Origin of the sequence: Pseudoflavonifractor phocaeensis (assembly GCF_038439875.1) — a bacterium.
GTDB lineage: Bacteria > Bacillota > Clostridia > Oscillospirales > Oscillospiraceae > Vermiculatibacterium.
In genome coordinates this window covers 122,954-145,462 of sequence record NZ_JBCDMT010000005.1, presented here as the reverse complement: position 1 = coordinate 145,462, position 22,509 = coordinate 122,954, and the positions used below count along the sequence as shown (strand labels likewise).

The window sequence follows — 22,509 nt, the reverse complement described above, 5'->3', positions numbered from 1 at the left end:
TTTTCCCCATTGTAAAGGGAAAATATCGCTTTGGGGCGGAAAAATGTGGCTATCCGGCGGCCCCGCTTAGTTCGGCGGGGGCGTCGGCCCACTGGTAGCCCACGACCGCCAGCTCCTGGTCGGTGTGGAGCAGGCCGTCGCCGTAGACCGCGTCCAGGTAGAGCCGCTCCCCGGAGCTGGTCTGCACCACGTTCCAAAACCAGCTCTGGCCCAGGCGGGTGCCCTCCACCACCTCGCAGGTCACGTCGGCCTGCTGGCAGAGAAGCTCGTAGGCCAGGGCCAGCCCCTCCGCGTTGGCGGAGCCCCCCACCAGGGCGTCGTAGGCGGTGGAGCCCCCCTCGGGGTCATAGGCGGCGTAGCCCCGCAGCTCCGAGGCGGCCCGGAGGGCGGTGGAGCGGGCGTCCAGCCCCCGGAAGGCGGCCGAGATGGTCCCGGCCTGGGCGGAGAGAAGGTCGCTCTTGCGCCACAGTGCCTCGCTCTCCTCGGGGTAGGTGAGCAGGATCTCCACCACCCGCTGGCTGCCGCTGTCGGGGTAGAGGGTGATCTCGGACGCGGGCATCCCCAGGGCGGCCACCGGGGTGTCGTAGTAGGCCTGACGGATGAGCTGGGCGATGGAGGCCTCGTCCTCGGCGAAGTAGGCCACCCGCAGCACCACCTCACTGGAGAAAGCGGCCAGGGCGTCCTGGAGCTGGTCCCGGATGGCGCTGGCGCCGGTGACGTTGACGATGGAGCGCACCTGCTCCGGGGTGCGCCGGTAGCGGATGGACACGGTGGCCTGGTAATAGGACACCACCCGGGTGTACTCGTGCTTGATGTAGTCCACGGCGTAGGCCCCCAGAGGGTCCTCCTTGGCCACCTCCAGGCAGGCGTCGGTCAGGTCCCGCTCCACGTCTCCCTGGTAGTCGTAGAGCTGGATGGCCCCCTCCTCCTGGCACTGGGTGACCAGGTAGAGGACGGCGGAGACCAGCTCCTGGTAGTTTTCCACCCGCAGCACCGAGGAGTCCTCGGCGGTGACGGGCTTGTCCACGTGGGCGGCGGTGGACTCATAGGACCGCTCCAGCATGGCCGAGCACCCGGTGAGGGCGAGACACCCGCACAGGGCCAGGGCCAGGACCCGCTTTTTCATTCCGCCGCCTCCTTTCCGCCCGTGGGCTCAGTATCCCAGATCTTCCTCCACCAGCACCACTTCCATCCGGCCGATGCCCCCCGGCTTGCGCCACAGGGTGACCAGGCTGCCGCAGACCCGCTCCGGGCTGTCGCAGTCATAGCAACGGTCGCCCTTCACGGCGCAGGGGGTCTTTCGGCCCAAGCGCTGGGCGTTTTTGGGGGAGGCCACGTTCCGGGCCCGCCAGAGGGCGGCCTCGGCGTCCGGGGCGATCTTGTTGGCCCCCACCACCAGATAGACCTCCTCGTGTCCATAGAGGAGGGAGGCCACCCGGTTGCAGGTGCCGTCGATGTTGATGATCTCCCCGGTCTCGGCCAGGGCGTTGACGGAGGAGAGGTAGACCTGGGCGCCCACGGCCAGGTCCCGGGCCCGGGCGGGCTGTCCGTCCCCGCTCCAGTGCCAGTGGACGGTGTTGTGGGCGGCCAGGAGCTCATAGAGCCCCAGGTCCTTCAGGGTGATGGAGCCGCCCATGCCCACGGTCTTTCCATCGATCTTCCCGTCTATGTAGGCGGCGGCCTCTCTCCCGGTGGCGAAGCGGGAGACGGTGAAGCCGTGGCGCTCCAGGGTTTGGGTCAGAGCATCCCAGTTTGTCATGAGCACTGCCTCCTTTTTGTCCTTCCGCCCCAGGGCGGAAGGACCCTTACAATTCGTTTTGATGGTAGCTGCGGAATCCCTCGCCCAGCACCTCGTGGGCCGCGGTGACAATCATAAAGGCGTTGGGGTCCACCTGCCGCACCGTCTCCTTGATGGCGACGATCTGCCGCTGCTTGAAGGCGCAGAGGATAACCTTCTTGGCGGATCCGGAGTAGCCCCCCTCCCCGTCCAGATAGGTGACGCTGCGGTCCAAATCGTCGATGATGACCCGGGCGATCTCCTCGGGCTTATCGCTGATGATATAGCACACCCGGGCGTTGTCCAGACCGTAGAGCACCCCGTCCATCACCAGGGTGGAGATATAGAGGGCCACCACGCCGTAGAGGGCGGTCTCCAGGCTGCGGAAGGCCACGGCCACCGCCACGATGACCGTCAGGTCGATGACCATGAGGAGTTTGCCCATGGGCAGCCACGCCAGCTTGAGCTTCAAAAGCCGGGCCACGATGTCGGTACCGCCGGTGGTGGCCCCCTGGAGGAAGATGACACCCAGCCCGGCCCCCAGCAGCACCCCGCCGAAGATGCAGCCCAGCAGCGGTTCCATGGTGGGGAACTCACACACCAGGGCCAAGCCATCGATCATGAGGGAGGACACCGCCATGGACACCAGGGAGGACACCAGCAGGTGCCCGCCCAGGAAGCGCCACCCCAGCAGGAAGAGGGGCACGTTCAGGACGATGACCACCGTACCCACCGGGGCCCAGGGCAGCAGGGAATTGATGATCTGGGCCAGACCCGTGATGCCGCCGAAGGCGATGCCGTTGGGCACGAAGCACCAGTCGAAGGCCAGGGCGTAGAGGGCGGAGCCCAGCAGGATGAGGATATAGTTTTGAACCAGTTTCCGGGCGGAACGCTTCATGTGGACGCCTCCGTTATTCCTCCAGCAGGGAGAGCTGCTTCTCCCCCCGGTCGGTCTCCTTCAAAAGGGCCCCGGCCACGGGGAGGGAGCGGGCCCGGTACCGGGCGGGGTCCTGGATGGCGGTGTCGGCCAGGGGCCGGGCGGTCTCCAGGTGATACTTGGGCTTGAGGGTCATCACGTTGACCCCCTGGGTGGAGCGGGTGGCCTTGGGGGCCAGGACGGCGGTGTGGAAGATCACGCACCGGCCCTCGGAGGAGGTGAGGGCCATCTCCAGGTCCTCCTTCAGGTGGTAAGCCGCCGCCAGGGGGGACTTGTCGGAGTAGGCCCCCGTCAGCTTCTTGCGCCTTGTCTGGGTCTGGTAGGCCGCCAGCTCCACCCGGGCCGCCTTGCCGTTTTGGAAGAAGAACAGCAGGTGGCCGGAGTAGTCGCCGGTGACGCAGGCCCACACCACACTCTCCCCGGGGTCCATGCCCAGCTTTGTGGGGAGGTAATCCCCCAGGACGCTGGCCTTGGCGTCGTCGAAGTCGCAAAGCCGGGTCTTGTAGCACTGCTGGGTGTCGGTAAAGACCAGCAGCTCGTCCCGGTTGCTGCCGTCCCAGCGCAGGTAGGGGCCGTCCCCCTCCTTGTACTTCTGGTCGGAGCTCATCCGAAGGGACTGGGGGGTGATCTTCTTCAAGTATCCCTCTTTGGAGAGGAAGACATGCACCGGGTAGTCGGGGACCTCCTCCTCGGGCTCGGGCTCGTCGGAGCGCTGATGCTCGTAGACGATCTCGGTGTGCCGGGGGGCGGGGTACTTTTTCTCCACCTCCTTGAGCTCGCCCGCGATGATGCTCTTCACCCGCTGGGGGTGGTCCAGGATGTCCTGGAGGTCCTCGATCTCCTTCTCCAGGTCCTCGGTCTCGGCCACCCGTTTGAGGATGTACTCCTTGTTGATGTTTCGCAGGCGGATGTCCGCCACGTACTCGGCCTGGATCTGGTCGATGCCGAAGCCGATCATCAGGTTGGGGATGACCTCGGCGTCAGCCTCGGTGTCCCGGATGATCTTGATGGCCCGGTCGATGTCCAGCAGGATCTTTTTAAGGCCCTTCAAAAGGTGGAGCTTGTCCTTTTTCTTTTTCTGGATGAAATAGGTCCGGCGGCGGATGCTCTCCACCCGCCAGGCCACCCACTCCTCCAAGATCTGCCGCACCCCCATCACCCGGGGCATCCCGGCGATGAGGATGTTGAAGTTGCAGCCGAAGGAGTCCTGGAGGGGGGTGGACTTGAAGAGCCGGGCCATCAGCTTGTCCGGGTCGGTGCCCCGCTTCAGATCGATGGTGAGCTTGAGGCCGTTCAGGTCGGTCTCATCCCGCATATCGGCGATCTCCTTGAGCTTTCCCGCCTTCACCAGCTCCGTCACCTTGTCCATGATGGCCTCGACGGTGGTGGTATAGGGAATCTCAAAGATCTCGATGACGTTCTCTTCCTTCACGTAGCGCCACTTGGCCCGGACCTGGAAGGAGCCCCGGCCGGTGTTGTAGATAGCGGCCATGGCCGACCCGTCGTAGAGAAGCTGGCCGCCGGTGGGGAAATCGGGGGCCTTCAGGATGGACAGCAGGTCGCATTCCGGGTCCTTCATGAAGGCGATGGTGGCCTCGCAGACCTCGTGGAGGTTGAAGCCGCACAGGTTGGAGGCCATGCCCACGGCGATGCCCATGTTGGAGGACACCAGCACGTTGGGGAAGGTGGTGGGCAGAAGGGTGGGCTCGGTGAGGGAGCCGTCATAGTTGGGCACGAAGTCCACGGCGTCCTGGTCGATGTCCCGGAAGAACTCGGCGCAGATGGGGTCCAGCCGGGCCTCGGTGTACCGGCTGGCGGCCCAGGCCATGTCCCGGGAGTAGACCTTGCCGAAGTTGCCCTTGGAGTCCACCAGGGGGTGGAGAAGGGCCCCGTAGCCCCGGGAGAGACGCACCATGGTGTCGTAGATGGCCTGGTCCCCGTGGGGGTTCAGCTTCATGGTCTGGCCCACGATGTTGGCCGACTTGGTCCGCCCGCCCCCCAGCAGCTTCATCTGGTACATGGTGTAGAGGAGTTTTCTATGGGAGGGCTTGAAGCCGTCGATCTCGGGGATGGCTCGGGAGATGATGACGCTCATGGCGTAGGGCATGTAGTTGATCTCCAGGGTTTGGGTGATGGGCTGCTCCAGCACCTCGGGCCGAAGGCCCATCACATTGGGGTCGGCGGGGCGGTGCTTCACCTCATCGGGGCTCTTTTTCTTTGCCATTGGTATCAGTCCTTGTCGTCAGGTTTCTGTCTCACTCCGGCAGTCCGATGACGCCGGTTTGAAAGAGGGTGTCGTCGAAGATGGGGGCAATGGCGGGGTCGGCCTTCATTTGCTGATACGTTTTGCCCCGCGGGGTCTCCCAGATGTCCTTGTCCAGAACATTGTTTTTGGCCCACCAGTTGTAGCCGTCAAGGTAGTTCTCATAGGCCTCGTCCCAGGAGGAGAAATTGTCCGCCAGCAGGGTCGCGGCGGGCTCCAGCAGGGCCAGGGCCTCCTCATAGGTCACATATCCCGCGGTGTAGCCCCACTGGACCAGGTTGGACATACGGAACAGGTCCCAGCATAGGATCCCCCGGTCCCCCCATTTTTGATCCAGTTTCTGCGTATAGTCCCACATGTACTCCGGCCAGTCATACCCAGGATTGTTGGCGATCTGCGCGTTCATGGCGGCCTTTTCCGCGTCGGTGAGGGTCCTGGCGTCCGCGGCGGCGGCGTAGAAGGACGCGTTGTGGCCGTAAAAGGTCATGGAGAGCACCGTCTGGGCCAGATCGTCCCGGTCCGGAATGGACCAGGAGCCCCCGTCCAGGAAGCCGTGGCACCGCTTTACACCCTTGGCGCTGCGGGGATAGGTGCCGAAGAGGGTGGGGTCACCCCCGTTGATCTGGGCCAGCATGGCGCCCATGGGAAGGGCCCAGGCCTCCAGGTTGGAGCCCTCCGCGGCCGTCCTGTCCTCGGTGATGTCCACCCGGCGCGCTTCGCCATTCCAATTTACCGTCTGGCCGAAGAACTCGGCCACGTACCGGGCGGGGATCAGGGTGCGGCCCTCGGTGGCGTAGGGGGCCACGTCCATCTGGATGGTCTGTCCGTCCACCGTGGCGGCGGTCTGGTCCAGAGTCATGATGACGGTGGAGCCCGCCCGGGTCATGACGATCTGCTGGGTGTCGGCTACCCACTCCACGTCGGCCCCCAGAGCCTCGGCCACGGCCCGGATGGGCACCATGGTACGCTCATTGCGGACCTCTGGGGGCAAGTCCATGTCAAGCGGCGCTCCGTCCAGATAGACCCACCCGGCGGCGAGATCCGCTCCATATTCGGCCTGCTCCTCCTCGGAGAAGATGGCCGACCGGATCAAAACCTCCGGGGAGAACTGAGGGTATTGGGACAGGGCGGGCAGCCATTCGTACAGGGCCGCCCCCACCCCCTGGCTGCGCAGGGTGTCCCGGGCCACCCACAGCAGGAGCGCATACCGCTGCTGGTCGGTAAGGCCGTCCAAAAGCTCACTGTCCGGGCTTTTCAGGTAGACGGACAGGGTGGTCCAATAGGGGCCGTTCACATAGCTGTCGTGGGTATAGAGGAGCCTTGTCTCAATGAGGGCCATTTCCAAAAGCATTCCCAGGTCGTAGCCCTTGGTCTCCTTGTTATATGTGGGCAGAGCGTCGAAAGCCCGCCGCTGGGTCAGGGCCCCCAGGTTGATGGCCCCCCAGGCCACCTCCGAGCGGGCCTGGAGAATGGTCTCCCAGTTCTCCGGCGTATAGGCCGCCGAGCCCTCGAATACGGCGTATTCCTCCGCCGGGACCCAGTCCGGCGGCGTGGGGGTGACGGAATCGGCCGCCCGGGCGGCGGGGAAGAGCGCCAGCAGCAGGGCCAATACCAGGGACAGCGGGAGAAACGAATTGCGCTTCATAAAAACCTTCCTCCTTCTCACCATGCGGGGTGGAATAAAAAAAGCCGGAGTTCGGAGACAGGGGAAAAATCAGCATTGCCGGCCCGCCCCCTCCTGAGGGGCGGGCCGGCGGCGCTGTTTGGGTCGCGGGGAAAGGGAAGCTCCTTCGATCAGAAGCTGCCCAGCTCCACCAGCTCGGCTTCCTCGGGAGGCGCGTCGGTGGGCACGTCGGAGGTCTTTTTCCGGCTGGACTGGGTGTCCATCTTCAGGGAGAACTGGTTCTTCCAGTGGAACTCGGCGGTGCCGGAAGCCTGGTCGGCGGTGCCGGAGGAAGAGGAGGCCATGCGGAAATCGAAGAGGTTCATGGCCCAGGTGATGGCGGCGGTCTCGGCGGCGCCGGTGGCATACCAACTGCTGTCGGCGATCATGGCGGCCGCGGCGTCCATGTCCATCCGGAAGGCGGCCTTGGCGGAGAACTTCCCGTTCTCGCTGACGGAGATGGCCATGTCATACTCCTTGAAGATGGAGACGTCCTGCCCGGCCAGCTCGGACATCAGGCCGTTGACGGTCTTGGCGTCGATCTTCCAGGTGAGGGTGCCGTCGCTCTCGGTGAACCGGTCGGCGCCGAAGAGGAGGGCCAAGGTGTCCAGGGAGCTGGTGAAGGAGTAATAAGAGTAGGTGGGGCTCCAGCTGGACTCGCTCTGGGCGACCAGCTCGTCGTAGAGGATGTCGGCGGTGTTCCACTCCCCGGCCATCATCTTCTTGAGGCTGTCGGCGGTGAGGCCCAGGTCCAGGGCGTACCAGGTGTCGGCGCTGACGCTGTCGTCAAAGGAGGCCAGGATGGGGGCATTCCAGTAGACCATCCCGGTATCCAGGTTCATGATGAGCTCCACCTTGATGCCGGTGAGCAGGGTCTTCAGGTCCTTGAGGGTGAACTTGGGCATGTCGGCGGCCAGCTTGTCGAGGGTCTGCTGGCTCAGAAGGCCCAGCAGGTCGGCCACGCTCACCGTCACGGTCACGTCGTACACATTGTCCCGGAAGAGAGCCTCGCTCTTCACCGTGGCGTGGTAGGTCTTGTCACCGTCGATGGAGTTGAAGGCGGTAAAGGAGATGTCGGAGGTGCCGGTGGTACGGTAGCTCTGGCCGGCTTCGCCCATCTGGGCCTTCATCAGCCGGTTCATCAGCTTGTCAAAGGAGGAGAAGTCGGTCCCGGCCATCATGGTCTCCCGGTTCAAAAGCACCACCTGGTTTTGGTTGGCGTTCCACACCACGTCCCAGCCATTGGACTCGGCGGCGGTGCGGAGGGGGACGCTCTCCTCGGTGAAGTGGGCGCCGAAGAGGGTGTTGGCGGTCTCGGCGGAGACGTAGGTCACGCCGTCCACGGCGGTGAGCTCGGTGTCCACGTACTCGCCGTTGGACACCAGGGTCAGGGGGCGGTCGCCGGAGCCTTGACCGGGATACCAGTCGTAGTCATAGTTGTAATAGGTCATGTACTCCACGTACATATCCTCGGCAAACTCCTCCTGACTCAGGAGGGTATAGAGGTCCATGTAAGCGTCCTTGCCGTCATAGAAGTAGAAGCTCTCCTCAAAAAAGGTGTCGGCGTCAAAGTTCTCCCAGCTCTCCGGGTCGGCGGCCCGGTAGGCCTCCGCCTTGGCGTGGGTCTCGGCCACGTTCAGACGGTCGTTGATATAGAGGAACTTCGCACGGGCGGGCACCTGGTCCGGGCTGTCCAGGCCGTAGTCCTCCATGAACGCCTCCGTCGGGTCCTGATAACCCTGGGAGACCAGATAGGCGTTTACGTCAAAATTGGCCATCTCCTCGGGGTGGGCGGCCTCGTAAGACGTCACCACGTAGCTGGAGTAGGCGTCGTAAACCTGGTCGCTGAGATACTCCCGCCACATGGCGTCCTTGAAGCCGGCGTCGTCGACCTCGAAGAAGGTCATGTACTCCTCCTTGGTCCAGACGGCGCAGCCGCTTTCCCAGTTCTCGGCGAACCAGGCGTCGGCGTCAAAGGCGGCGTACTCCTCGGGGTGGGCGGCGGTATAATCGGCGATGAACTGGGTCTCAAAAGCCTCGTAGTCCGACACGGTGTTGGCGCTGACGGAGATCCCGACGTCAGCCTCCGCCTCGGGGACAAGCAGCGGCGCGGGGGTGTCCAGGTCATAGGCCTCGGTAATGGCCTGGATCTCCTCAGGGGTGGGCTCCGCCTCCTCGGCGAAGGCGGGAACGGACAGGGACAGCCCCAGCGTCAGGGCGGTGAGGGCGGCGAGAAAACGACGATGCTTCATGGAAAATACCTCCTTTTTATTGGGGACTCGCTCCGCACGGTTTCAGCAGCTTCTATGGATACCCTATCATAAACACAAACAAATTGTGTATCAAACCGTTTACAGATCAGGAGATGTCGGCCAGCTCCAGGAATTTGTACCCATTTTCCGCGATGTGGTCCTTCCGGCCCTGGAGGTTGTCCCCCAAAAGAAGGTCGAACATCCGGGCGGTGGCCTCCACGTCCTCGGGCATCACCTTGATGAGCCGCCGGGTGTCCGGGTTCATGGTGGTCAGCCACATCATCTCCGGCTCGTTCTCGCCCAGGCCCTTGGAGCGTTGGATGCTGATTTTCTTGTCCGCGCCGATTTCGGCCACGATGTCGTCCTTCTCCTTGTTGGAATAGGCGAACCAGGTCTTTTCCTTGTAATTGATCTCGTAGAGGGGGGACTCGGCGATATACACGTACCCCCGGCGGATGAGGGTGGGGGTGAGCCGCCAGAGCATGGTCAGGATGAGGGTCCTGATCTGGTAGCCGTCCACGTCGGCGTCGGTACAGATGACCACCTTGCTCCACCGCAGGTTCATCAAATCGAAGGAGGCCAGGTCCTTGGCGTGTTTGTCGTTGACCTCGATGCCGCAGCCCAGCACCTTCAAAAGGTCAGTGATGATCTCCGACTTGAAGATCTTGGCGTAGTCGGCCTTGAGGCAGTTCAGGATCTTGCCCCGGACGGGCATGATGCCCTGGAACTCCGCGTCCCGGGACAGCTTGACCGAGCCCAGGGCGGAGTCGCCCTCCACGATGTAGAGCTCCCGGCGCTCGGCGTCCTTGGTGCGGCAGTCCACAAACTTCTGGACCCGGTTGGACAGGTCCATGTTCCCCGTCAGCTTTTTCTTGATGTTCAGCCGGGCCTTCTCGGCGGACTCCCGGGAGCGCTTGTTGATGAGCACCTGCTCGCCGATCTTCTCCGCGTCGAAGGGGTTTTCGATGAAGTAGACCTGCATCTGCTCCTTCAGGAAGTCGGTCATGGCCTCCTGGACGAACTTGTTGTTGATGGCCTTCTTGGTCTGGTTTTCGTAGGAGGTCTGGGTGGAGAAGTTGTTGGACACCATCACCAGACAGTCCATGATGTCGTTCCAGGTGATCTTACTCTCGTTCTTCTGGTACTTCCCCTGCTGCCGGAGATACCCGTCGATGGCCGAGACGAAGGCGGACTTGGCCGCCTTCTCCGGGCTGCCGCCGTGCTCCAGCCAGGAGGAGTTGTGGTAATACTCGATGATATTCACCGTGTTGGAAAAACAGAAGGAGACCGACAGCTTTACCTTATATTCCGGCTTGTCCTCCCGGTCCTGGCCCTTGCGCTCGGTCTGCCAGAACACCGGCTGGGTCAGGGACTTTTCCCCCGCCAGCTCCTTGACGTAGTCCTGGATGCCGTTTTCGTAGAGAAAATCGGTGGTCTCGAACCTGCCGGGGGCGGTCTCGTTCTTGAACCGGAAGGTGACCCCGGCGTTGACCACCGCCTGGCGCTTCATCACATCGGTGTAATATTCCGTTGGGATATCAATGTCCGTAAACACGTCCAGGTCGGGCTTCCAGTGGAAGGTGGAGCCGGTCTTTTTCCCGGCGTAGGGCTCTTTCTTGAGCCCGCCCACGTTCTCGCCTTTTTCAAAGTGGAGGGTGTACTCAAAGCCGTCCCGGCGGATGAGGGCGTCAAAGTACTCGCTGGCGTACTGGGTGGCGCAGGAGCCCAGGCCGTTCAGCCCTAAGGAGTACTCGTAGTTGTCGTCCCCGCCGCCGTACTTGCCGCCGGCGTAGAGCTCGCAGAACACCAGCTCCCAGTTGAACTTGCCCTCTTTTTCGTTCCAGTCCACCGGGCAGCCCCGGCCCAGGTCCTCCACCTGGATGGAGTGGTCCAGGAAACGGGTGACCGTAATGAGGTCGCCGTGGCCCTCCTTGGCCTCGTCGATGGCGTTGGAGAGGATCTCAAAGACGGCGTGCTCACAGCCGTCCAGCCCGTCGGAGCCGAAGATGACGCCGGGGCGCTTGCGGACCCGGTCGGCCCCCTTCAGGGAGGTGATGGATGAGTTGTCGTATTGGGGTTTTCTGCTTGCCATTCAAGTTCCCTCACAGTATAATTGATAAATATGCCGCAGAACGGCATACAGATATTATTACAGTCTAATATTATATCACATCGGGTCAATCGTCAAGGAAAGGAAGCCGTTCAATATGGATATAAAAGCCCTTCTTCCCCAATACGCCAAGCTCCTGGTGGAAACCGGCTGCGCCCTGAAGCCGGGCCAGCCCCTCCTCCTCACCGTCCCCGTGGAGGCCGCCCCCTTTGCCCGGATGGTGGCCGAGGCGGCCTGGGCCGCCGGGGCCGGGGACGTGACCGTGGAGTGGGCCGACCAGGGGGTGAGCCGCCTTCGCTACCTCCACGCCCCCATGTCCGCCTTCGAGGTGGTGCCCGCCTGGAAGCAGACCCTTTTGAACGGGGCCGCCCAGGCCGGGGCCGCCATCCTCACCCTGGACGGGGAGGACCCCGACGGCATGGCGGGCATCGACCCCGCCCGGTTCACCGCCTGGGCCCGGGCCTCCCACCGGGACTGCAAGCCCTTCTATGAGGGGATGGACATGGGCCGAAACGTCTGGTGCATCGCCGGGGCGGCCACCCCCGCCTGGGCGAAGAAGGTCTTTCCCGGCCTGCCGGAGGGGGAGGCCATGGAACAGCTGTGGGGGGCCATACTCTCCACCGCCCGGGCCGACGGCCCCGACCCGGCGGGGGCCTGGAGGGCCCACTCCGCCGCCCTCCAGCGGCGGATCCGGCTCTTGAACGACAAGGGCTTCGACGCCCTCCATTACACCGCCGCCAACGGCACCGACTTCACCGTGGGCATGAACCCCGGCCACATCTGGGCCGGGGGCGGGGCCGAGACAGTGGACGGCACCTGGTTTTTCCCCAACATGCCCACCGAGGAGATTTTCACCTCCCCCCACCGGGACCGGGCCGACGGGGTGGTCCACTCCGCCCTGCCGCTGAATTACCAGGGTGGGCTCATCGAGGACTTCTGGATCCGGTTTGAGAACGGCGCGGCGGTGGACTGCGGGGCCAAGGCCGGACTGGACCGGCTCCAGAGCATCCTGGACACCGACGAGGGGGCGCGGCACTTGGGCGAGGTGGCCCTGGTGCCCCACGCCTCCCCCATCGCCCAGTCGGGCATCCTCTTCTACTCCACCCTCTATGACGAGAACGCCGCCTGCCACCTGGCCCTTGGGAAGGGCTTCCCCGAGTGCGTGGCCGGGGGGCTGGAGATGGACGAGAAGGGGTTGGCCGAGCACCATGTGAATTTGTCCGCCGCACACGTGGACTTCATGATCGGCACCGCCGATTTGTCCATCACCGGGGTCACCGCTGACGGGGTGGAGGTGCCGGTGTTCCGGGACGGGAACTGGGCTGGGGAGTTTGTTTGAGAGCGCTTCCCCAAGCTGTCCGCAAAAACGTAAGAAAACCCCGTGGCCGCTGCGAAGTGCGGCCACGGGGTTCGTTTTACGCAGGACGGGGGACGAGGGCCGGGCGGCTGATAGCCGCCCCTACGTGGAAAGCCCAAGTCATGCAAGTCTCCTCGCATCCGTAGGGGCGGATAGTATCCGCCCGAACCCACCCACCCATCCATTAAGAACACGTCAGCAGTGGGCCCCTCTCAGTCAGCTTCGCTGACAGCTCCCCCGGAGGGGGAGCCCTTGGCAACGCCTTCAGGCAAGAACATGCCAGCGGCCGAGCGGCGCTAGGAGGACCACGGGTTGACAGACGCACCCGTGCTTATCCCCCTATCAACGGGCAGCAGACCTTCTACTGGAAAGGAAGGCTGTCTCCAGGTCAGCACCAAAGACTTTTCTTTGGGGGCCTGGGGCCGCAGCGTTGAGAAAATGCGCCGGTGGCGCATTTTTAGCGCAGGCTGGCCGGCTATGCCGGCCAGGTCACCCGTCCCTGAGACCGAAAAGAAATGTCCCCCAGATTTGCGCATGTCCCAACGTACAGTCAGGCAATGAAAGAAGGAACAGCCCCTACCCAAGGTACGCCTTCTTGACCGCCTCATTGGACAGCAGCTCCGCCCCCGTCCCGGACAGGGTGAGCCGCCCGGTCTCCAGCACGTAGGCGGTATCGGCCACGTGAAGGGCCATATTGGCGTTCTGCTCGATGAGGAGGATTGTGACCCCCTGCTCGTTGACCTTCCGAATGATGGAGAAGATGTCCTTCACCACCAGGGGGGCCAGACCCAGAGAGGGCTCATCCATCATCATGAGGGCGGGCCGGGACATGAGGGCCCGGCCCACGGCCAGCATTTGCTGCTCGCCGCCGGAGAGGGTACCCGCCGCCTGCCAGGAGCGCTCTTTCAGCCGGGGGAAGAGGGAGTAGACCCACTCGATGTCCTCCTCCAGGCTGTCCTTACGCAGGTAGGCACCGATTTTCAGGTTCTCCAGCACCGTCAGGTCGGGAAAGACCCGCCGGCCCTCGGGCACCAGGGTGATGCCCTTGGAGACGATGCGGTCGGGGGACACTCCGGTGATGTCCTCCCCGTTCCAGGTGATGGTCCCGGCGGAGGGCTTCACCAGCCCCGCCACGCTGCGCAGGGTGGTGGACTTGCCCGCGCCGTTGGCCCCGATGAGGGTGACGATCTGGCCGTCGGGGACGGCGAAGGAGATGCCCTTCACGGCCTCGATGCCGCCGTAGTTCACCTTCAGGTTTTCAATGTTAAGCATCTTCCGCCACCCCCAGATAGGCCGCGATCACCCGCGGGTCGTTCTGCACCTCCGCCGGAGTCCCCTGGGCGATAAGCCTGCCGAAGTCCAGCACGTAGATGCGGTCGGAGATCTGCATCACCAGGTCCATGTGGTGCTCGATCATGAAAATGGTCAGGTCGTACTCCTCCCGGATCTTCCGGATGAAGTCGGTGAGCTCCTGGGTCTCCTGGGGGTTCATGCCCGCGGCGGGCTCATCCAGCAGCAGGAGCCGAGGGCTGGTGGCCAGGGCCCGGGCGATCTCCAGCCGGCGCTGGAGGCCGTAGGGCAGGGAGGAGGCCACCTCGTCCTTCAGGTGGGCCAGCCCTTGCTCCTCCAGCAGGGCCATGGCCTCTTCCCGCATCCGCTTCTCCTCCTTGGCGTTGGCCCGGAAGGTGGCGGAAAAGACGTTCTGTTTGGCCCGCATGTGCTTGGCGATGAGGACGTTCTCAAACACGGTGAGGGCCCCGAAAAGGCGGATGTTCTGGAAGGTTCGGGCGATGCCCAGCTGGGTCACCCGGTCGGGGGTGGGGTGGATGGCGTTGGTGTACTTGCCCAGCTCCGTGCCCTGGTAGAGCTTCTTCATCTTGCCCTGGGGGTGGTTTTCGATGATGGTGTCCTGGAAAAAGTCCACCCGGCCGTTGGTGGGCTCGTAGACCCCGGTGATGCAGTTGAAGGCGGTGGTCTTGCCCGCGCCGTTGGGGCCGATGAGGGCCACGATCTCCCCCTTGTCCACGTGGAGGGTCAGGTCGTTGACGGCCACCACGCCGCCGAACTGCATGGTGATGTGCTCCAAACTGAGCACGATGTTCTTGTTGCGAAGGATAGGTTCCTTATGCTCGAAGCCGCTCATTTCGCCGCCTCCTCATCCAGTTTTCTGCCCTTCCGGCGGAAGAGGTCGGACAGTTCCTTGTCCCCCATGATGCCCCGGCGGAAGAAGAGGACCACGATCATGATGATGATGGAGAACACCACCATGCGGAAGCCGTTGCGCAGCAGAGGCAGCTTCATCCCGGCGCTGAGGGCGAAGACCACGTCCCAGATGAGGAACCCGGCCGCCAGCACCAGCAGGGCCAGCAGGCCCCAGTTGACCTGGAGCCGCTCCCGCTTCTGCCCGGGGGCTGGGGCGGGGGGCTGGGTGATGAGCTTTCTGCCCTTGCGCTTCTGGCTGAGGAAGGCCAGGGCGGCGATGGCGGTGACCGCCAGGGCGAATACCACGTTGAAGACCAGCTTGGAAGCGCCCGACTTCATCACCACCTCGGTGTCCAGGAACCTGAGCCACCACTCCGAGCAGGCCACATAGAGGAAGGTGGCGATGCAGGAGCCGGAGATGGAGCCGATGCCGCCGATGACAACAATGAGCAGCAGCTCGTAGGTCATGGTGGAGGTAAAGACCTTGGCCTGGGCGTTGGCGGCGTACATGGCGAAGAGGGCGCCGCCCACCCCGGCGAAGAAGGAGGAGATGCAGAAGGAGAGCATCTTGTGGTGGGCCAGGTTGATGCCCATGGCCTCGGCGGCGATCTCGTCCTCCCGAATGGCCTTGAAGGCCCGGCCGTAGGAGGAGTTGATGAGCAGGACGATGACGGCGATGCAGAGGATGGCCACCAGGAAGGGGAAGAAGGTGGACAGCCGCAGGATGATCTTGCCGTCGGCCCCCGTGATGTTGAAGCTGGAGAAGGAGGGGAAGCTCTTGAGCATGTTGGCCCCGTTGGTGATGGGGCCAAGGGGCTGCCACTGGAAGACGGCCCGCAGGATCTCGGCGAAGCCCAGAGTGGCGATGGCCAGGTAGTCGGACTTGAGCCGCAGTACGGGCAGGCCGATGAGGAAGGCGAAGAGGGCGGCCACCAGGCCGGCCAGCACCATGGCGATGACCACGCTGAGGCCCAGGCTCACCGCCCCGCCCGCGCCGGAGGCGCCGAAGACGCCGTTCAGGATGTCCTGGATGGAGCAGGGGACGGCCGAGCCGCCGAAGAGGTAGTAGACCGTGGCCTTGTCGGCGGCGGGGACCATGAGGATGGCGTAGGTATAGGCCCCCAGGAGCATGAAGCCCGCCTGCCCCAGGGAGAAGAGGCCGGTAAAGCCGTTGAGCAGGTTCATGGACACCGCCACCAGGGAGTACACCGCGCCCTTTTTCAGGACGGTGAACAGCAGGCTGGTGGGGGCAAAGACCTTAGGGGCGCCGGGGAAGAGGGCGGTGAGGTTCTCCAGCAGGATCACCAGGATCAGCACCCCCGCGGCGGCGGCCAGGGCGGCAAAAGCGCCCTTCTTGCTCTTTTCTTGTTTCAGCATATGTCCGCTCCCCTCCTTAAACCTTGTCCGTGGCCTTCTCACCGAAGAGCCCGGTGGGTTTGAACACCAGGATCACGATGAGCAGGGCGAAGGTGAAGGCGTCGGAGAACACGGTGAAGTCGGTGGACTTGATGAGGTTCTCGCAGATGCCGATGAGGAAGGCGCCGATGACCGCCCCGGGGATGGAGCCGATGCCGCCGAAAACGGCGGCCACGAAGGCCTTCAGCCCCGGCATGGCCCCCGCGGTGGGGGTGATGGCGGGATAGTTGGTAAAATAGAGGATGGAGCCCACCGCCGCCAGGGCGGAGCCGATGATGAAGGTGGTGGAGATGACCGAGTTGATCTTGATGCCCATGAGCTGGCTGGTCTCAAAGTCCTTGGCCACCGCCCGCATGGCCATGCCGATCTTGGTGCGGTTGATGAGCTGGGTGAGGGCCAGCACCAGGAACACCACCAGGAAGGGGGTCAGAATGACCACCCACTTGGTGGGGGTGCCCGCGATGGTCACGGTATCGGCCAGGCCCGGGATGGTGGGATAGCTCATGGGCTGGCCGCCGGTGATGTAGGTGGCGGTGTTCTGCAGCAGGTAGCTCACGCCGATGGCGGAGATCATGACGCTCATCCGGGGGGCGGAGCGCAGGGGCTTGTAGGCCACCCGCTCGATGGCGAAGCCCAGCAGCACCGTGAGGATGAGCACCAGGGGAAGGGCCAGGTAGAGGGGCAGGGCGGCGGAGATGTAGATGCCCAGCAGGCCCGCCACCATGAACACGTCGCCGTGGGCGAAGTTGATGAGCCGCAGGATGCCGTAGACCATGGTGTAGCCGATGGCGATGAGGGCATACTGCCCTCCCACCGAGATGCCGGAGAGCAGGATGGAGATAAAGAATTCCATATGGTATCCTCCCTTAAAAGTGGGACATACAGCGGTGGGCCGTCTCGAAAAAAGGGAACGGACCTTCTTTCGAGGCGGTCCAAAAGCGGGGCATACGAGCGGCGGGGGCCCCAGGCCCCCGCCGGCTCGTTTTTATCCCGTGAAAAAAGGGGCTTGCTTACTTGACGGTCTGGACGGTCTCCAGCTCCCAGGAGCCGGTGTTGGTGGAGTGCTTGATGTAGGCGGTGTCGCGGACGGCGTCGCCCACGTCGTCGAAGGCGATGGCGCCGGAGACGCCCTTGTCGTAGGACACCCCGGGCAGGGCGGCCTTGATGTCGGCGGGGTCCACGCTGCCGGCGGCCTTCATGGCCTCCAGGGCCACGTAATAGGCGTCGTAGCCCATGGCGGTGACGGCGGCGATGGTGTCGTTGCCGCCGTTGGCGGCCTTGGCGTCGGCGTTGGAGTTGATGTAGTTCTTCACGCCCTCGTCGAAGTCAGGGGAGCCGCCCTCCTGGTAGAAGGTGGAGACGTAGAGCTGCACGTCGGTGTCCTTGGCGGCGTCCAGCACCATGTTGTCGTCCAGGGTGTCGGAGCCCAGGAAGGGGGCGGTGATGCCCAGGGAAGAGGCCTGGGAGATGATCTGGGTGGCGTAGGCGATGGACACGGGGGTGAAGATGACGTCGGCCCCGGCCTCCTTGGCCTTGTTCAGGTAAGTGGTGAAGTCGGAGTTGTTGGTGGGGAAGGAGTCCTTAACTACCTTGCCGCCGGCGGCGGTGAAGGCCTGCTCAAAGAAGGTGATGAGGCCCTGGTCGTACTCGTTGCCCGTCTCGCCCAGGCAGTAGGCGGTCTGGGCGGAGAACTTCTCCTGGGCGAAGTTGGCCAGCACGGTGCCCTGGAAGGGGTCCAGGAAGCAGATGCGGAAGTAGTAGTCGTTGCCGGCGGTGACGTTGGGGTTGGTGCAGGTCACGCCGATAGCGGCCAGCCCGGCCTCCTCAAACTTGGGTCCGCCGGCAATGGACACGCCGGAACCGTAAGAGCCCAGGACCAGGGCCACGCCCTCGCTGACGAGCTGGGAGGCGGCGGAGGGGGCCTTGTCGGTGGTGGAGCCGTTGTCGGCGTAGACTAGCTGGACCTGATAGGTCTCGCCGCCCACCTCCACGGTGGGGGTCTCCTGGTTGGCGTACTGCATGCCCAGGGTCTCCTTCTTGCCGCCGGAGGCGGAGTCGCCGGTGGAGGGCTCAAAGACGCCGATCTTGACCACCTTGCCGCCGGAGGCGGCCTGGCTTTCGGCAGGGGCCTGGCTCTCGGTGGTACCGCCGCCGCCGCAGCCGGCCATGCCGGCCATCAGGGCGCCCGCCAGGAGCAGAGAGAGTGCTTTCTTCATGATTCATTTCCTCCTTAATCCCATATATGGCCAAGCTGTCCGTGATACACAAACAACTGTCCACAACTTAGGCTTTATTATAGCAGGGCGCTGAAGAAAAATCAATGGGAAAATGCAAGGGAAATTCGTGTGGGAAGCAAAAAGTTTTGGACAAAGTGGACCCGGGGCAGAAAAACAGGAAAACGGTCCCAATCAAAATGAAGGCCAAACAATTTCGGATTTCATAGTGTTCCTTTTCTTTGAAATCCATTCCCATCCATGGTAAAATAAACATAATACTCATCATACGCCGGCTGGAAAAGAGGTGTTTCCATGTCCCAGACCACCAAGCGGGCCCTGGCGGCGTCGCTGAAAAAGCTCCTGGAGCAAAAGCCCCTGGACAAAATCACCGTCACCGATATCGCCGAGGACTGCGGCGTGAACCGCCAGACCTTCTACTACCACTTCCAGGATATCTACGACCTGGTGGAGTGGATCTACACCAGCGAGGCCACGGCCGCCATCGGCGGCAAAAAGACCTACGACACCTGGCAGGAGGGCTTCCTCCACATCTTCCAGTACGTCCTGGACAACCGGGCCTTCGTCACCCGGACCTACCACTCCCTGAGCCGGGAGCACCTGGAGAGCTACCTCTACCACGAGGTCTACGACCTCCTGTGGGGTGTGGTGGAGGAGAAGGCGGCGGGCCTGTCCGTCCGGGAGGAGGACCGGGCCTTCATCGCCCACCTCTATAAATACGCCCTGGTGGGTCTGGTGCTGGAGTGGATCGGGGGCGGCATGAAGGGGGAGCCTCGGGAGATCATCGACCGGCTGGAGCTGGTGATCCGGGGGAGCATCCCCCAGGCGTTGGAGCGGTTCTCCACCCGGAAAAACTGAATTTTATGACACACCGGCCCCTCTGTCTGGTTTTCGGACAGAGGGGTTTTTCTGTCTATGGTGGGAAACCCTGGGCGGGCTTATGATAGGGCCATGGAAGAAAACCACACCGATTTTAGGAGGTCATCTTATGTATCATTCCAACGGTAATTACGAAGCCTTTGCCCGCCCCGAGAAGCCCCGCGACGTGGAGAAAAAGTCCGCCTACATCGTGGGCTCCGGCCTGGCGGCCCTGTCCGCCGCCTGCTTTCTGGTCCGGGACGGCCAGATGAAGGGGGAGCGCATCCACATCCTGGAGGCCGGGAAGCTCCCCGGCGGCGCCTGCGACGGCATCAACGATCCCACCCGGGGCTATGTCATGCGGGGCGGCCGGGAGATGGAGAACCACTTCGAGTGCCTGTGGGACCTGTTCCGCTCCATCCCCTCCCTGGAGGACCCGGAGCTCACCGTCCTGGACGAGTACTACCGCCTCAACAAGAAGGACCCCAACTACTCCCTGTGCCGGGCCACCCACAACCGGGGGGAGGACCTTCACACCGAGAACAAGTTCACCCTCTCCGACGAGGCCAGCATGGAGCTCATCAAGCTCTTCATGACCCCCAACGAGCAGCTCTACGACAAGACCATCGACGACGTCTTCGACGAGGAGTTCTACAAGTCCAACTTCTGGCTCTACTGGCAGACCATGTTCGCCTTCGAGACCTGGCACTCCGCCCTGGAGATGAAGCTCTACATCCAGCGCTTCATTCACCACATCGGCGGCCTGCCCGACTTCTCCGCCCTGAAGTTCACCCGCTACAACCAGTATGAGTCCCTCATCCTCCCCATGGTGAAGTACCTGGAATCCCACAACGTCCACTTCCAGTACGACACCAAGGTGACGAACGTCCTCTTCGACATCACCCCGGACAAGAAGGTGGCCAAGCAGATCCTCTGCCTCCACGAGGGAAAGGAGGAGGCCATCGACCTCATCGAGGACGACCTGGTCTTCCTCACCAACGGCTCCTGCACCGACTCCTCCGCCTACGGCGACCAGGACCACGCCCCCGTGGTGAACGTCAAGGACGGCGAGGGGGAGTGCTGGAAGCTGTGGAAGAACATCGCCGCCCAGGACCCCGCCTTCGGCCGGCCGGAGAAGTTCTGCTCGGACATCCACAAGACCAACTGGGAGTCCGCCACCGTCACCACCCTGGACGGCAAGATTCTGCCTTATATCCAGAACATCTGCAAGCGCGACCCCCTCTCCGGCCGCACCGTCACCGGCGGCATCGTCACCTGCAAGGACTCCGGCTGGTACATGTCCTGGACCATCAACCGCCAGGGCCAGTTCAAGTCCCAGCCCAAGGACCAGTGCTGCGTCTGGGTCTACGGCCTCTTCACCGACCGCCCCGGCGATTTTGTCAAAAAGCCCATGCGCGACTGCACCGGCGAGGAGATTTGCCAGGAGTGGCTCTACCACATCGGCGTGCCCGAGGACCAGATTTTGGACCTGGCCCACAACTCCGCCCGCACCGTCCCTGTCATGATGCCCTATATCACCGCCTTCTTCATGCCCCGCACCAAGGGCGACCGGCCCCTGGTGGTCCCCGAGGGCTGCGTGAACTTCGCCTTCCTGGGCCAGTTCTGCGAGACCCCCCGTGATACCGTCTTCACCACCGAGTACTCCGTCCGCACCGCCATGGAGGCCGTCTACACCCTCCTGGACGTGGACCGGGGCGTCCCCGAGGTCTGGGGCAGCGTCTACGACGTCCGGGCCCTGCTGGACGCCACCTCCAAGATGATGGACGGCAAGAAGCTGGAGGACATCGCCCTCCCCTTCGGCGCCCGGTTCGTGGGGAAAAAGGCCCTCAAAAAGGTGGAGGGCACCATCGTGCCCGAGCTGTTGGAGCGGTATCACCTCATCTAACGACAAAAAGGAAGCCCCCGGCGGCGCTCATGCGCCGCCGGGGGCTTTTTCAAAGGCTTCCCCTTGGGGTCTAGCGGGCCTTAGCGGCAGCTTAGGGCCGCTTGATGCATGCGGAGTCGTTGAAGCTGGCGAGCGCAGCGAGACTGATGAGGGGAGGTTATCCCTTCCGCAGAGCCTTTTCGACCCTCCGCCGCTCCCCTCATCCGCCCCAGTGCGCGCACTGGGGCACCTTCCCCCAGGGGAAGGCATTTGGGGCGGAAGAACCGTCCCCTTGTCTTACAAGCTATTTATCTGCTTCCAACCCTCTGTGCCTTAACTCGTCCTTGCAAGCGTCTGCAATTATGTTCCGTGCTTTTTGCGCCCGATTTTGTATGGCATAAAAGTGGCAGTTTATCAGGACTAAAGTCATTTCTTCAAAATCATTGTCGACCAAGACTTTTATCAAGCGCATAAACTCCTGTTCATCAATAGGAAATTTTCCTGTCCCACAAATTGTGCTCCAGTCATCGAAATTCTTTGTAATCCAATGCTGAAGTCTAAGTGTTTTGTTTTCCTCGTACATAAATTTACCCCCGTTTATGTGGAATACCACACAATTATACAGGATTCGTCTTGTATAATCAATTAAAAATGTGTGGATTACCACATATTTTGGGTGGGAGGAATGAGGCATGGAGCAGAAGATCAAACAGGATCACAGCATTGGGGCAAACATCCGCCGACTGCGGATCAAGGCGGGATATACCCAGGAGCAGGTGTCCGCAAAGCTGCAAGTATTGGGGGTCAACATGTCCCGGGATTTTTACGCACATATAGAAGGTGGGACTTATAATATCCGTGTCAGTGAGCTTGCTGCCCTTCGCAAGGTTTTAGGCTGTTCCTATGATGATTTTTTCCAGGGCTTTTAACAGGGAAGAGATTGCTCTTCCTTTTCTTCTGCGCTACAATATCCCCATCCCAGGAAGGAGGCCCCAACCATGAAACTCCTGCTCCACATCTGCTGCGCCCCCTGCTCGGTGGCCTGCGTCAAGCAGCTGCGCTCCGAGGGCATCGAGCCCACGGGCTTTTGGTATAACCCCAACATCCACCCCTTCACCGAGTACCGCGCCCGCCGCAACTGCCTCACCGACTATGCCAAGTCCATCGGCCTGGAGCTGGTGATGGAGGACGAGTACGGCCTGCGGCCCTTCGTGAAGGCGGTGTGCGGCGACATCGACGGCCGCTGCGGCTACTGCTACGCCTGCCGCCTGGCGGAAACCGCCCGGTACGCCGCCGAGAACGGCTTCGACGCCTTCTGCACCACCCTCACCGTCAGCCCCTACCAGAACACCCCCCTCATCTTCGAGACGGGGGAAAAGCTGGCGAGACAGTACGGGGTGAAATTCGCCCCCTACGACTTCTCCCCCCACTACCGGGAGGGCCAGGACGAGGCCCGGGCCCTGGGGCTCTACATGCAGAAGTACTGCGGGTGCGTGTTCAGCGAAGAGGACCGCTACTGCAAAAAGAAGAAAAAGAAAGCGGAGGCCTGTTGAGG

18 protein-coding genes are annotated in these 22,509 nt (G+C 62.9%); 5 read left to right on the top strand and 13 right to left on the bottom strand.

The window, feature by feature from the left end; all coding sequences use genetic code 11:
• Positions 1-49: 49 nt before the first annotated feature.
• The 7 genes from AAEU42_RS10455 to AAEU42_RS10425 form a co-directional block, all read right to left on the bottom strand.
• Positions 50-1,126 carry a hypothetical protein gene (locus tag AAEU42_RS10455; RefSeq protein ID WP_342233493.1) on the bottom strand — a complete coding sequence of 359 codons (1,077 nt, stop codon included), beginning with the start codon at positions 1,124-1,126 and terminating at the stop codon, positions 50-52.
• A 27-nt stretch (positions 1,127-1,153) separates the two neighbouring features.
• Positions 1,154-1,759 carry a lactate utilization protein gene (locus AAEU42_RS10450; RefSeq protein WP_342233492.1) on the bottom strand — a complete coding sequence of 202 codons (606 nt, stop codon included), beginning with the start codon at positions 1,757-1,759 and terminating at the stop codon, positions 1,154-1,156.
• A 46-nt stretch (positions 1,760-1,805) separates the two neighbouring features.
• Complete coding sequence (locus tag AAEU42_RS10445) at positions 1,806-2,675, bottom strand: YitT family protein (RefSeq protein WP_342233491.1); 870 nt, start codon at positions 2,673-2,675, stop codon at positions 1,806-1,808.
• 13 nt (positions 2,676-2,688) lie between these two features.
• A complete protein-coding gene (locus AAEU42_RS10440; protein WP_342233490.1) occupies positions 2,689-4,938 on the bottom strand; it encodes a DNA gyrase subunit A in 2,250 nt (749 codons plus the stop codon).
• Positions 4,939-4,969: 31 nt separating this feature from the next.
• Positions 4,970-6,622, bottom strand: a complete 1,653-nt coding sequence (locus AAEU42_RS10435) for a stalk domain-containing protein (protein ID WP_342233489.1) — start codon at positions 6,620-6,622, stop codon at positions 4,970-4,972.
• Positions 6,623-6,771: 149 nt separating this feature from the next.
• A complete protein-coding gene (locus AAEU42_RS10430; protein WP_342233488.1) occupies positions 6,772-8,892 on the bottom strand; it encodes a hypothetical protein in 2,121 nt (706 codons plus the stop codon).
• Between the two features lie 106 nt (positions 8,893-8,998).
• Positions 8,999-10,984, bottom strand: coding sequence for a DNA gyrase/topoisomerase IV subunit B (locus tag AAEU42_RS10425; protein ID WP_342233487.1), 1,986 nt, complete (start codon positions 10,982-10,984; stop codon positions 8,999-9,001).
• Between the two features lie 115 nt (positions 10,985-11,099).
• On the opposite strand from AAEU42_RS10425, the gene AAEU42_RS10420 reads away from it, so the two are divergent.
• Positions 11,100-12,341: an aminopeptidase gene (locus AAEU42_RS10420; RefSeq protein WP_342233486.1), complete on the top strand. Its 1,242-nt coding sequence runs from the start codon at positions 11,100-11,102 to the stop codon at positions 12,339-12,341.
• Between the two features lie 594 nt (positions 12,342-12,935).
• Here AAEU42_RS10420 and AAEU42_RS10415 read toward each other — a convergent pair.
• From AAEU42_RS10415 to AAEU42_RS10395, 5 genes are all read right to left on the bottom strand, one after another.
• Complete coding sequence (locus tag AAEU42_RS10415; RefSeq protein ID WP_342233485.1) at positions 12,936-13,631, bottom strand: ABC transporter ATP-binding protein; 696 nt, start codon at positions 13,629-13,631, stop codon at positions 12,936-12,938.
• On the bottom strand, positions 13,624-14,502 hold the full coding sequence (locus AAEU42_RS10410; protein WP_342233484.1) for an ABC transporter ATP-binding protein: 879 nt from the start codon (positions 14,500-14,502) through the stop codon (positions 13,624-13,626). Before AAEU42_RS10410 ends, AAEU42_RS10415 begins: the two co-directional genes overlap by 8 nt.
• On the bottom strand, positions 14,499-15,938 hold the full coding sequence (locus AAEU42_RS10405) for a branched-chain amino acid ABC transporter permease (protein WP_342233483.1): 1,440 nt from the start codon (positions 15,936-15,938) through the stop codon (positions 14,499-14,501). The genes AAEU42_RS10410 and AAEU42_RS10405 overlap by 4 nt, the downstream gene beginning before the upstream one ends.
• Before the next feature lie 16 nt (positions 15,939-15,954).
• Positions 15,955-16,830, bottom strand: coding sequence for a branched-chain amino acid ABC transporter permease (locus AAEU42_RS10400; RefSeq protein WP_342233482.1), 876 nt, complete (start codon positions 16,828-16,830; stop codon positions 15,955-15,957).
• Positions 16,831-16,987: 157 nt separating this feature from the next.
• Positions 16,988-18,193: an ABC transporter substrate-binding protein gene (locus AAEU42_RS10395; protein WP_342233481.1), complete on the bottom strand. Its 1,206-nt coding sequence runs from the start codon at positions 18,191-18,193 to the stop codon at positions 16,988-16,990.
• 312 nt (positions 18,194-18,505) lie between these two features.
• Between AAEU42_RS10395 and AAEU42_RS10390 the strand changes: the two genes are divergently transcribed.
• Both AAEU42_RS10390 and AAEU42_RS10385 read left to right on the top strand, forming a co-directional pair.
• Complete coding sequence (locus AAEU42_RS10390) at positions 18,506-19,069, top strand: TetR/AcrR family transcriptional regulator (protein WP_342233480.1); 564 nt, start codon at positions 18,506-18,508, stop codon at positions 19,067-19,069.
• A gap of 130 nt (positions 19,070-19,199) precedes the next feature.
• Positions 19,200-20,975, top strand: coding sequence for an oleate hydratase (locus AAEU42_RS10385; protein ID WP_342233479.1), 1,776 nt, complete (start codon positions 19,200-19,202; stop codon positions 20,973-20,975).
• Between the two features lie 283 nt (positions 20,976-21,258).
• On the opposite strand, the gene AAEU42_RS10380 is transcribed toward AAEU42_RS10385, so the two are convergent.
• Positions 21,259-21,537 (bottom strand): hypothetical protein, encoded by a 279-nt coding sequence (locus AAEU42_RS10380; RefSeq protein ID WP_342233478.1) that lies wholly within the window; start codon positions 21,535-21,537, stop codon positions 21,259-21,261.
• A gap of 109 nt (positions 21,538-21,646) precedes the next feature.
• Between AAEU42_RS10380 and AAEU42_RS10375 the strand changes: the two genes are divergently transcribed.
• Together AAEU42_RS10375 and AAEU42_RS10370 are read left to right on the top strand one after the other, a co-directional pair.
• Positions 21,647-21,883 carry a helix-turn-helix domain-containing protein gene (locus tag AAEU42_RS10375; protein ID WP_342233477.1) on the top strand — a complete coding sequence of 79 codons (237 nt, stop codon included), beginning with the start codon at positions 21,647-21,649 and terminating at the stop codon, positions 21,881-21,883.
• Positions 21,884-21,952: 69 nt separating this feature from the next.
• Positions 21,953-22,507 (top strand): epoxyqueuosine reductase QueH, encoded by a 555-nt coding sequence (locus AAEU42_RS10370; RefSeq protein ID WP_342233476.1) that lies wholly within the window; start codon positions 21,953-21,955, stop codon positions 22,505-22,507.
• The last annotated feature ends 2 nt before the right edge of the window (positions 22,508-22,509 follow it).